Annotated in this window: 9 protein-coding genes and 2 pseudogenes; 3 read left to right on the top strand and 8 right to left on the bottom strand. The window is 69.2% G+C overall.

Annotated features, from left to right (window positions below; all coding sequences use genetic code 11):
- Positions 1 to 200 precede the first annotated feature (200 nt).
- Positions 201 to 959, top strand: a complete 759-nt coding sequence (locus tag ACYUED_RS40975) for a TetR/AcrR family transcriptional regulator (RefSeq protein ID WP_491289466.1) — start codon at positions 201 to 203, stop codon at positions 957 to 959.
- Positions 960 to 1,319: 360 nt separating this feature from the next.
- On the opposite strand, the gene ACYUED_RS40970 is transcribed toward ACYUED_RS40975, so the two are convergent.
- The 6 genes and pseudogenes from ACYUED_RS40970 to ACYUED_RS40945 all read right to left on the bottom strand — a co-directional run bounded on the left by ACYUED_RS40970 (position 1,320) and on the right by ACYUED_RS40945 (position 6,652).
- Positions 1,320 to 3,179, bottom strand: coding sequence for an ABC transporter ATP-binding protein (locus tag ACYUED_RS40970; protein WP_491289465.1), 1,860 nt, complete (start codon positions 3,177 to 3,179; stop codon positions 1,320 to 1,322).
- Positions 3,180 to 3,420: 241 nt separating this feature from the next.
- Positions 3,421 to 4,143, bottom strand: coding sequence for a neutral zinc metallopeptidase (locus ACYUED_RS40965; protein ID WP_491289464.1), 723 nt, complete (start codon positions 4,141 to 4,143; stop codon positions 3,421 to 3,423).
- 352 nt (positions 4,144 to 4,495) lie between these two features.
- Positions 4,496 to 4,636: a hypothetical protein gene (locus ACYUED_RS40960; protein WP_491289463.1), complete on the bottom strand. Its 141-nt coding sequence runs from the start codon at positions 4,634 to 4,636 to the stop codon at positions 4,496 to 4,498.
- Between the two features lie 519 nt (positions 4,637 to 5,155).
- Positions 5,156 to 5,736: pseudogene (locus ACYUED_RS40955) on the bottom strand (TerD family protein).
- A gap of 137 nt (positions 5,737 to 5,873) precedes the next feature.
- Positions 5,874 to 6,449 (bottom strand): TerD family protein, encoded by a 576-nt coding sequence (locus ACYUED_RS40950; RefSeq protein WP_491289462.1) that lies wholly within the window; start codon positions 6,447 to 6,449, stop codon positions 5,874 to 5,876.
- On the bottom strand, positions 6,446 to 6,652 hold the full coding sequence (locus ACYUED_RS40945) for a hypothetical protein (RefSeq protein ID WP_491289461.1): 207 nt from the start codon (positions 6,650 to 6,652) through the stop codon (positions 6,446 to 6,448). Before ACYUED_RS40945 ends, ACYUED_RS40950 begins: the two co-directional genes overlap by 4 nt.
- A gap of 384 nt (positions 6,653 to 7,036) precedes the next feature.
- On the opposite strand from ACYUED_RS40945, the gene ACYUED_RS40940 reads away from it, so the two are divergent.
- Both ACYUED_RS40940 and ACYUED_RS40935 read left to right on the top strand, forming a co-directional pair.
- The gene (locus ACYUED_RS40940; RefSeq protein WP_491289460.1) at positions 7,037 to 9,190 is read left to right on the top strand and encodes a glycosyltransferase family 4 protein; all 2,154 of its coding nucleotides are present in this window, start codon (positions 7,037 to 7,039) and stop codon (positions 9,188 to 9,190) included.
- A pseudogene (locus tag ACYUED_RS40935) lies at positions 9,187 to 9,330 on the top strand (glycosyltransferase); the annotation flags it as partial. The gene ACYUED_RS40940 and the pseudogene ACYUED_RS40935, both read left to right, overlap by 4 nt.
- On the opposite strand, the gene ACYUED_RS40930 reads toward ACYUED_RS40935, so the two are convergent.
- Positions 9,330 to 10,982, bottom strand: coding sequence for a nuclease/transposase family protein (locus tag ACYUED_RS40930; protein ID WP_491289459.1), 1,653 nt, complete (start codon positions 10,980 to 10,982; stop codon positions 9,330 to 9,332). The pseudogene ACYUED_RS40935 and the gene ACYUED_RS40930 sit on opposite strands and share 1 nt — an antisense overlap.
- Positions 10,975 to 11,562, bottom strand: coding sequence for an IS607 family transposase (locus ACYUED_RS40925; protein ID WP_491289458.1), 588 nt, complete (start codon positions 11,560 to 11,562; stop codon positions 10,975 to 10,977). The genes ACYUED_RS40930 and ACYUED_RS40925 overlap by 8 nt, the downstream gene beginning before the upstream one ends.
- Positions 11,563 to 11,564: the final 2 nt, after the last annotated feature.

Here is an 11,564-nt window from a genome sequence, read left to right as displayed (position 1 = left end):
ATCGGACGGCAGACCAGCGCCGACCAGAGGATTACGGCAGCTGTCTACGTATATTTACGATGTACACGTACAGACTAGGGCGAAAGCGACATGCAGTCAAGGCCAGGGACTTCCCCTACATCCGAGTAGCGTGTTTACGTCGTATGCGGATGCCGTAGTCCACGCAGGGGCCCTACGGTCACAGCACGAGGAGACGCGGAATGGCGACCGACTCAGATCCCACCCCCAGGCGTCGCGCCAGCGACCGCGGCCGCTACGGCAGGCTCAACCGTGAGCGCGTCCTGGCCGCCGCCCTGGCACTGGTGGACCGCGAAGGCCTCTCCGCGCTGAGCATGCGCCGGCTGGGCGCGGAACTCGGAGTCGAGGCGATGGCGCTCTACCGGTACGCGGCGAGCAAGGACGCTCTTCTCGACGGTCTGGTCGAAGCGCTGTACCTGGAGTTGGAGGAGCATCTGACGGCCGAACCCGAAGCGGGCCGGGCCGACGCCGCGACCGCCTGGCGGGCCGGACTCCACCGGATCGCCCGCGCCACATACGACGTCTGCCTCGCCCACCCCCAGGCGGTCCCGCTGCTCACCACGCGCATGCTGGCCGTGCCGCTCGCGCGTCGCCCGCTTGCCGTGCTGAAGGACCACGAGAGGGTGCTCGCCCTGCTCCGGGAGGCCGGGCTCGACGACACCGGCACGGCGGCCGTCTTCCGCGCCTTCACCGCGTGGCTGCTCGGCTATGTGTCCGTGGAGCTGCGGCCCGTGGTGGACAACCCCGACGAGCAGGAGCCGGCGTTCCGCCTCGGCCTGCACCGCATGCCGCCCCAGGAACTGCCGGGGCTCCGGGCAGCCGCCCCCACCCTCGCCGAGCCCGGCGGACCCGAGGGCCTGACCGTGGGGCTGGACGCGCTGCTCGACCGATTCACCGAGATCGCCGGGAAGGGCACCCCGGGTTCGGCCGGTATGGCGTGACCGTATTCTTCGACGGTGGCTGACACCGAGCTGGTGCGGCTTCCCGGCATGCCGCTGCACGATCCCTTCGTCGTCGTCGCCGACGACAGGACCCGTACGTACTGCCTCTACACGTCCAACGAGCCGTCCAGGCTGTACGAGATGCGGCTCGTCGGCCACGAGCTGCGGGTGCTGCGCCGGCGCGCCGACCTCGACGGCGGCGGACGACGCCGGCGCACCGCGTGGACGGCGGGGACCAACCCGCCGTCCACGGTCGGAGCCTGTCCGGGTTCCGCACGACCCGGACGAGTCCTCAAGGGCAGGGCGATCATCAATCGTGCGGACTGGGACGTCAGTTGGCGCCGGGGCCTCCGGTTCGGTTCAGAGCAGGTCGGCGCCGGCGGGGCTGTCGGTGACGGGACTGTCGGGGATGGGACTCTCGTCGGCGGAACCGTCCGTGAGGAAGCCACCGGACTGGTGCTGCCACAGCTTCGCGTAGGCGCCGTCCGTCGCGAGCAGCTCCTGGTGCGTGCCCTGCTCGACGATCCGTCCGCGGTCGAGGACGATGAGCCGGTCCATGCCGGCGACCGTGCTCAGCCGGTGCGCCACCACGAGCGCTGTGCGCCCCTCCATGAGCCGCCACAGCGCCTCCTGGACGAGAACCTCGCTCTCGGAGTCCAGGGCGCTGGTCGCCTCGTCGAGCAGCAGGATCGGCGCGTCGCGCAGAATGGCCCGGGCGAGGGCGACCCGTTGGCGCTGGCCGCCGGAGAGCTTGACGCCGCGCTCGCCCACCATGGTGTGGAAGCCGTCCGGCAGCGCGTCGGCGAACTCCGTGACGTGCGCCGCCTCGGCCGCCCGGCGGATCTCGGCGTCCGTGGCGTCCGGGCGGGCGAAGGCGATGTTGTCCCGCAGCGTGCGGTGGAACATCGCCGGATCCTGCGGCACATAGGCGATCAGCCCGCGCAGGTCGGCCTGGCGCATCCTGCTGATGTCCTGTCCGCCGATCAGGATCCGGCCTCCGTCGATGTCCGTCATGCGCAGCAGCAGCCGCGTCAGCGTGGTCTTGCCCCCGCCGGACCGGCCGACGAGACCGATCTTCGTCCCGCTGCGGACGGCGAGGTCGAGGCTCTCGAAGAGCGGATCTCCGCCCCCGTGGGCGAAGGTGACCTGCTCGAATTGGACGTCGGCGGGCACCGGAAGCAGCGGCTCCGGGGATGCCGGGTCGAGCACGGTCGGCCGGACCAGGAGCAGCTCGGTGAACTGTGCGGCCTCCGTCATCGAACGCTCCAGACGGCGGTAGATCTGGTTGAAGTCGAACATGATCTTCGTCGCGTTGGTGTAGTAGGTGAACGCGACCATGACGGCCTCGACGCCGTGCTCGCCGCCGCCCAGCGCGACCGCGAGCAGCAGGCCGAGCACGTTGGTCAGGACGGACATCGGTGCGACGAGCGTGTCGATGCGCAGGTTGCCGTAGTCCCACGCCCTCAGCATGAGGCGGCGTGAGTTGGCGACGCGGGTACGGTGTTCGGCGGCCTCGCGGTGTTCGGCGGCGAACGCCCGGACCGTGTCCATGTTCATGAGGCTGTCGGCCACATGGCCCGACACCCGGGCGATGGCCTCCTCTCGCTGGTCGACGAGTGCCTGGCGGCGCCGGATGAGCGGTGCGACGCACAGCGCTGTCAGCCCGATCATCACCAACAGCCCGACGACGAGCAGCGGTTCGTAGCGCCACAGCACCACCGAGCCGAACGCCAGCGGCACCAGGCTGCCCACGATGTTGAAGGTCAGGGTGTCGGCGAACTCCTCGAAGCGGGAGGCGAAACTCAGCACCCGCTTGGTCAGTGCCCCGGCGAAGTTGTCGTGGAAGAAGGCGGCGTCCTTGGCGAACAGTTCGTCCATGCCGATCACGTAGAGGTGCTCGATGCCGAGGGCGTCGAGGCGGTTCAGACAGTGCAGGCCGATGCGCCACACCCCCTCCGACAGCAGCAGGACGCCGGCGAAGCCGAGGACGTAGGGCAGCGTGGAGCCGATACCGATTCCGGAGTCGTCGGCGATCCGGCCGACGAGCTTCGCGACGACCAGCGGCGCGATGTAGTTGAGGCCGATGTTGCCCAGGGCCGGCAGCAGCATGGCGGGCAGCGCCATCTGCCGGAGCCGGGCCAACTCCCGTCCGTAATAACGCAGTGCGAGGAGTACCGCGCCCCTGCGCGGCGCATCCTCGCGCGATTCAGGTAATCCCATCCCGATCCCGTGTGGTCGTCCGGCGGCCCACGCGTGCTTCGGCGGAAGAGGTCGGTCGAGTGAGCGCCCTCGCTCGGCTCACGGCGACGTCATCGCGCGAGTACGCGCAGGCCAGGGAATGGGAGTGTCCCGCGCCGGACCCCACGGAGTCCAAGCATTTTCCGGGCAGAACGGACGCCGTTCAGCTCAGGATGTCTCGCGCGTCGCCGGTCTCATCCCTCGGCGGGGATCGGCACAGCCGTCACCCGGCTGTGTGCTGCGGGAGACAGGGTGTCACTCCATCCTGCAGCCCCTTGGTGAAGGCGCTTTCCCGCTGTGCGACATCGCCGTGGTCCGAAGGATTGGTCCATGGCGTGGCATCGCCCAGTTTCTGAAAGGCGCTGATGATTTCCTGGGTGTCACCTTGCTCCCACTGAATGGCACCATCTCTCGTGGCACCCATCAGTTCCGCACCCGCAAGGCAGTCGGCCTGCAACTCGCTGCCCACGGACTGGAGTTCGGCATTCAACCTGGCCTGGACGGCGTGTCCCCATTCATGGGCCACTATGACGTACACCCATGAATCACCTACCCAATTGAATCCCACGTCCATGAAATCGACACTCCACGCGAGATAGTCGCCCTGCGCACAGTAGAAGGCGTTGTATTTCTGCGGCGCCTCGCCGTTGCACACAGGGGCGTCAGAACTCGACACATCGTAATACCCCAACCCCATGCTGTCGTGAATCTGAGGCGAATCATAGGAGCCGGTGAAGTACTCCGACCAGTGCGACTGCCAGAATCCATCAACAGCTTTGATGGCGGTAGTGGTGTCGTCGACCATTTCGGGATCGACCTGAGTCGACACACTCGTCTTCGAGTTGCCCGCATCTGACGATGCGATCGGGGCACTCCATACGGCCGTGCCGCCAAACACACAAGCGGCCGCAGCCGCCAGGAAGACGCTGCATACAGGGCGACGCATGACACTACCCCTTCCCTGCACATGTGACGCATCCATGAAGGGTGAATTAATGCAGGTACCCGTGCCACCTGCCCGACTGCCATTCCATTTGCGATGGGTCAGGGTGCTTCACTGCCCAGCAACCGGCGTCAGAGTTTTTCCTCTCTCAGCATGCGCCTGACGCCGATGTCCTGCATTTCGAAGAACCAGAACCCACGAACACAACCTGCGAGCGGGGTCAACTGTCCTTCTGTCGGCCGGCATCAGCGTTCGCCATCCGCGCGCCCGAAGGCCTGAGGCGGCGGCCCTCGAACGGCTCACCGGAGATCCCGAGGCAGCCCAAACCGCATGACGTCAATCGCCAAAGCCGTCCTCACCCTGTAGCGGCAACACCGAAGAAGCTCATTGACTCACGCACCGCCGCCGGGAAGGACTCCAGCAAGCGCACGCTCGGGGCGACGAGCGCGGCCATGGTCATGATGCCCATCCGTTTGCGGTGGCCCTCAATTGTCATCGCCCTCAGGACTCTGGTGTACAGCGAGTCAGGCGGCGCCGTCCGGGACGGCTACAGGGGGAAATCCAGCCACTTGGCGGGGGTTCACCCGACAATCGCCGGATGGCCGATGGCATGTCCGGAAGCCCAGGCAGGACACCGTGCGCACGCCAGGAAGTTCCCTCGGCGTGGCAGTGACGCGGGCGGCTCCGACCCCACCGTCGTACGCCTGAGCTGCTCCCTGCCGCGGTGGGCACCACACGCCTCGTGAGGCTGAGGACAGCGCCCCTGCCACCAGGCAGCTCGCGCCCCTCCCGAGCCACCCAACCACTCACGGAGTCCCCATGCCCGTACTCATGGCCAAGGGCCGGCGGGTCCCGCTGAACGGGTCAGACCGCCGCCCGCTCAACCTGATCAGCATGGGCATCGGCTGGCGGCTCCCGGTGCGATACGGAGGCAGACCATCAGGCGGACTTCGGGGACAACCCCGCCGACTGTCCGGGCTCACCCCGCCGACCGGCGGGCCCGGACGCCGGCGCGTCACAGGTGACGGTCGATGACGGGCAGGAGTGCCTGGAAGGTCTTCCCGGAGGCGGGTTCGCCGAGGCGACCAGCTGCCACCCTCCGCCCGTGCGGCAGACCTTGGCCATGATCTGGGCAGTGTGGGAGCCGCCGCCGGAGAGGGTGTAGCGGGCGAGTTCGGCTCCCGTGGTCTCGTCGACCAGGCGGCAGTAGGCGTTGTCGACCTCGTCGAAGGTCGCCCCGGTGAAGGAGTTCACGGTGAAGACGATCTGGTCCACCTCCGCCGGCATGCGCGTGAAGTCGACCGTGATGACCTCGTCGTCGCCCGGTCGGTCGCCGCCGGTGCGGTTGTCGCCGGAGTGCTTCACCGCGCCGAAGATGCTGCCCAGGTGCTGGAAGTAGACGACTTCCGCGACCTCCCGGCCCGAGTACAGGACCGCCGAGGCGTCGAGGTCGATCGCCGCGGGTCCCATCAGTTTCCCGAGGAAGCCCGTGCGCGACCTCGCCTGCCAGCCCAGGCCCATGCGGACGCGCCTGAGGGGGGTCGTGTCGGACTTGGCCAGGGTGATTCTTTGGCCCTTGGTGAGGGTGATGGACATGAGAGCTCCCGGGGTGGGTCGAGTCGGAGGACGGGGTGGACGGGCCGATGCGGCGGGCCCGCCGCCCCCGCACGCGCAAGAGGTGCCCCGCGCGGGGGCGGCGGGCGAAAGGACAGGTACCTGAGGGGACTTGCGGGTCAGAGGCTGACGCCGAAGTCCTGGGCGATCCCCGCGAGGCCGGAGGCGTAGCCCTGGCCGACGGCGCGGAACTTCCACTCCGTGCCGTTTCGGTAGCGCTCGCCGAAGACCATGGCGGTCTCGGTGGCGGCGTCCTCGCTGAGGTCGTAGCGGGCGATCTCGACGCCGTCGGCCTGGTTCACCACCCGGATGTAGGCGTGGCGCACCTGACCGAAGTTCTGCGAGCGGGCGACGGCATCGTGGATGGAGACCGGGAAGACGATCTTCGCCACGTCGGTGGGGACGGTAGCGAGGTTCACGTTGATGACCTCGTCGTCGCCGTCGCCTTCACCGGTGAGGTTGTCACCGGTGTGCTCGACCGAACCGTCCGGGCTCTTGAGGTTGTTGTAGAAGAGGAAGTGCGCGTTGGAGACGACTCTGCCGCTCTCGCCGCACAGCAGCGCACTCGCGTCCAGGTCGTAGTCGGCACCTGTGGTGGTGCGCACGTCCCAGCCCAGGCCGACCTGTACCGCGGTGAGACCCGGTGCCTGCTTGCTCAGCGAGACGTTGCCACCCTTGGACAGCGACACACTCATGACATCTTCTCCTTGCTGGTGGTGGTGAACACGCCTGCCCTACCGGGGGCCGCGTGCACGGTCCGCTCCGGGACCGTGACGCGATCGGACGCGGCGCCCTCGAAGGCGCCGGGGTGGCCGACGGCCGTCGCCAGAACGGTGATCAGTACGACGAGGGCCGCTGCCACGGCCCTGGCGAGCAGGGTTCGGCTGGTGACCGACATGGGAGTTCCCTGCTTCTGTTCCTGGCCGACTCACGGCCACAGTTCGAGGGAAACCGGGCCGATCCGTCCGTCGGGCAGGGCTGACACTCACGATGTCCCGGTTTACGTATCCCCAACCTCGTCGGTGCCGCGGGCTTTCGGTATCCGACGGGTGGCCGGTCACCCCCCGCCATGCGGCGGGATGATCACCCGCCGCCCGGCGGCGCGCGGTTCCCTCGGCTCCGACCCACCTCGCCGCATCGCCAGAGCCCCGCCGTTCGACGGGGTCAGGGCCACCACCTGGCGGGCCCGCACCGGCCCCCTGGCGGATACCGCCTGCCCCGTGCCGTCGCCACCGTGGATGTCCTACGGCTCTAAGGCCCCACGGCGACCACGAGGCACCCGATGAAGATCACTTTCCTGCTGTTCGACGCGTACGGGATCGGCGGCATGATCCGCACGACGGCGAACCTGGCCACTGCCCTCGCCGAGCGCCACCACGTGGAGATCGTCTCCTACTACCGCACGGCCGAGCGCATGGCTGTGCCCGTCGACCCGCGGGTGCGCGTGCGCGACCTGGTGGACCTGCGGCCGGGTGCCCGCGATGACGTGGGGGCCGAGCCCGCGTTGCAGGCCCTGGGGGCCGTCTGCCCGTACGACACCGTTTACGCGAGCAGGACGCCGCCGAGCGCACTGGGAGAGCAGCGCCTCGCGCACCTCCTGCGCCGGACCGACAGCGACGTCGTGATCGCCACCCGCCCCTATCTGGTGTCCTTCCTGGCCGAGCACGGCCGCGCCGGCGCGTATCTGCGCATCGGCCAGGAGCACCTCACCCGCGCTTCCCACGGCGAGGAGTTGCGCCGCGACCTGGACGCGGCCCTCGACCGCCTCGACGCCTTCGTGACCGTTTCCGAGGGTCAGGCACTCGCCTACGACCGGGCGCTGCCAGGGCGGCAGGCCCTGATCACCCACATCCCCAACTGCTGCCCCGCACCCGAGGTCGAGGCCGCCACCGGCTCCTCCCGGATCGTCGTCGCCGCCGGCCGACTCATCCCCGCCAAACGCCACGACCGCCTCATCAGCGCCTTCGCCAAGGTGGCCGCCCGCCACCCCGACTGGACCCTGCGCATCTACGGCAGCGGCCCGCAGCAGGCCGCGCTGCACCGCCGTATCGACGAACTCGGCCTGCACACCCACGTGTTCCTCATGGGCCCGCACCCCCGCATCGACACCGAGTGGGCCAAGGGTGCCATCGCCGCCGTGTCCAGTTCCACCGAGGCGTTCGGCATGCCCATCGTCGAAGCCATGCGCCTGGGCGTCCCGGTCGTGGCGACCAACTGCGACTACGGTCCCCGCGAGATCATCAGCCACGGCAGGGACGGTCTCCTCGTCCCGGCCCACGGCCCGGTGGAGGACCACCTCACCGACGCGCTGTGCCGCCTCATCGAGAACGACGCCGAGCGGTTCCGCATGGCCGAGACAGCGCGCCGCACGGCCCGCCACTTCCTGCCCGACCACATCGCCCGCCAGTACGAGGCGCTCATCGAGGCGTTGACCCCGGACGTCAACACCCTGCCTCCGCGGACCCCCGCCCGTCCTCCCGGCCCACCTCTGCGCCGCCGCGCGGGCGCGCTCGTCGAACGCCTCCACGTCGCGGCGCTGCTCGGCAAGCCGCTGGCACCCGTCACAGTCGACTGCCGCGCGACCGAGGACGGCACCCTCACCCTCAGCGTTCCCACACGTGAACTCGTACCAGGCGCATGGGCGTTGGAGCTGCGGCCGAGGGAGGCGGAAAAGGGCGAGCCCCTGTCCCTGGCCTTCCGTGTCGGAGCGGGCCCGGACGCAGGTCCCAAGGCGCGCCTGCTCCTGCACCGCGGGGGCCGGCCCCTCGCCGAGGGCCACTGGGACGTGCACCTCCGCCAGGGCACGGACGGGCGAAGCCGTCGCGTGCGCGCGGGATGGGTGGAGACCAGCCGCCTGGTCGGCCTGGCCCTGCCGCACCCGTCCGGAGCCGGATGGGCAAGCACCATCCCCTACGTCACCACCGACGGACACCTCGCCCTGCGCACCTGGAACCGGCCCGAACACGCCGAACTCGGCACGGTCACGGCGACGCCCGAGACCCTGACCCTCACCGGCACCCTGCACGGAGCGGAACTCTCCGGCCGCGGCTACCGGCTCACCGTCCGCCTCCGCGAGGCCAACGGCCCCTGGTTCCACACACATTGCCGTCTCGACGCCGATGGCGCGTTCGCGGCGGACATCCCGCTGGACCGCCTGGCCGACCTCCAGCCGGGGCGCAGAGCCGTGTGGGACATCGACCTGACCCCGTGCGCCCCGGGCCGTTCCCTGCGTCCCGCCCGCCTCTTCGGCGACCTTCCGGAACGCAGCGGCATCGACCGGTTCCCCACGGCCCACCATGCGATCCCGAACCGGGCCTTCACGGTCCAGCCGTATCTCACGGGCGACAGCAACCTCGCAGTGCGCACGGTCTTCAGCACGCGCCCACGCCCAACCACCGACCTCGCCCCGGAGGAACGACCCAGGAATCACACATGAACCGTCAACCGGACATCTCGGTCGTGTTCATCGTCCACGACGACGCAGACCGGCTGTCCAGCGCCGTCCAGTCGGTCCTCGACCAGACGCTGCGCGGCGTCGAGGTCGTCATCGTCGACGACTGCAGCACGGACCGTTCCTAAACAGTGTCCAGGAGTGACATTTGCTGCCAGCTCCTGGAACTGCGCGCATCCCGAACGGTGTTGGATGCGCTGGTCTCCCGCGTTCGCTGTGTCCCCGTCCGGCTGCGTGCATCGTGTGCACGCTCCGTGACGGGTGGGCGGGTTCCCTCATGCCCTCGTGCGCCTGGTCCGGCCTGGGCGGTCCGATGCCCCACAGCATCGCTCTGGTGCTGCGGGGGCGGTGCCGTCCGTCGCCGGATCGGGTGCCCGAGGGCGCGCCTGCCGATCGCGATGCCGGCGGCATCGTGACGGGACAGCTTTCGTTTCTTCGAGGTGAGGGGCTTCTTCCAGTGCTGACCGCCCCACATCGACGTGTACGCCGGGTCCACGGCAACGATCGACAGGCCGTGTTCGGACGCCATGGACACGAGCCGGGCCTTGAGCTTGCCGGTGGGGATGCCGGAGATGAGCTGCCGGAAGCGCTTACGTCTGCCGTGCTTCTCGCGGGTCTTCTCGGCGGCGAAGTCCAGGTTCTCCAGACCGATGGCTTTGACGCCGCACCGGTGGGCCCAGTGCAGCAGCCGGCTGATGGCGTGCCGGACCTGGGCGTCACGGTGGTCTGCGGTGCCGGACAGGTCGTAGAAGAACCGCCTGGGGTCGCCGACCGGGTTGCCGTGCCCATCGAGCCGGTAGGCGGCGAAGTGGTCGGCGTTGGTGTCCACGCCGACCATGCCCTCGGAGCGCGCCGTCTGAAGCGGGACCGTCCGGACAACGGGCCGTGTCCACGACGCTGTCAGGTACCAGCGGCCCCGCTGCACGTCCAGGTGGATACGGTAGGCCACGGCCCGGTTGTCTTCGATCCGGTCGCGCCACTCGGTTCCCCGGTGCTGGAACTGCACGCGGGTGGCGAGGACGTACCGGCCGTGCTTGCTGTTGGCCAAGTGGGCGAGCGGGGCGGGCAGCTTGATGCTGACCTCGCCGTCCGGCGTGACGCGGACGGTCTCGTTGCCGAAGCGTTTGCCGGATTCGCCGTCGGCGGCGAGGAACCACCGTTCGGCTTCCCACCGCTCACGCCACTGCTCGGCGGCGAGCTGGGCGGCTTCGAGGTGGTGACGGTTGTTGATCAGGCGCCGGCCGCCGCGCACGACGTGCACGACACCGGCCTCACGCTCCACGCGGGCGACATCGAGGCGGTGTTCCAGGGTCGCCAGACGGCGGGACTTGTGGCACCACTCGCCCCGACTGCGGTATCCGCCGGGTGCCCGCTTGGTGCCTTTCTCCCCGATCGGCTGCGCCAGTCGGTGCATCAGCGTCCGCACACCGGCCTCAAGCCCTTGGATGTGGGCGAGCTGACAGCGGCGGGACAGCGCCCACTGATCGTGAGTGGCCTTCGTGATCGAACCGGCCCACCGGGACGAGGAGCCGGCCGTCAGGCCCTGCTTGCGGGCGGCCCACGTGTCGCTGTCGTGGTCCAGGCCGTCGGCGCAGCGGTTCTTGAGGTCCAGCGAGGCGAGGCGTCCGAGGTGTTCACCGACCAGCCGCAACACCTTGTCGTCCACGTCGGTGAGGTGCTTGAGGCGGTCGCGTATCGCCACCCCGGACGGCCCGGGCGCGACGAACGGTGCGTCGATGGTGCGGAGCTGCTTCTTCTTCTTCTTCGGCTCACTCATCGCCGGCCGCCGCTTCGAGAGCCTTCCTCGCCCGGTTCTTCGCCGACCGACGGCCGTACAGGCGGGCGCAGAACGACGTCAGCACCTCCACCATGTCCCGGACCAGGTCGCCTTCGTCGTCTTCGACTTCGCCGTCATCGAGGACGACCAGTCGGCGGCCAGTCGCGGACAGGGCGGCCTCGATCAGCTCCACGTTCATCCGCCCGAGGCAGTCCTTGTGCTCGACCACGACCGTGGTCACCGCCGGATCGGCCAGCAGCCGCTTCACCTTCGCGCGGCAGCCGTTCATACCCGAGGCGATCTCGGACTCGATCCGCACAACCTTCTGTCCCGCCTCCGCCGCCCATGCCGACAGGCGAGCGGTCTGCCGCTCCAGGTCCGGCTTCCGATCGTGCGAGGAAACGCGGGCATACAGACCTACACCACCGGTCACCGAGGGTGAGGTGTTCGCTTCGATGTTCACCAGGATCGTGCGCGGCCCCACCCGGCGCGCGGGCACCGGCAAGGCGCCCTCATGAAACCAGCGATATGCCGTATGCGGGTTCACCCCCCGCGCCCGCGCCCACTCCGTCAGGTTCATAT

The organism is Streptomyces sp. DF42, assembly GCF_058267695.1.
The sequence above is the reverse complement of the archived record's forward strand: the minus strand, read 5'-3'. Positions and strand labels throughout refer to the sequence as shown.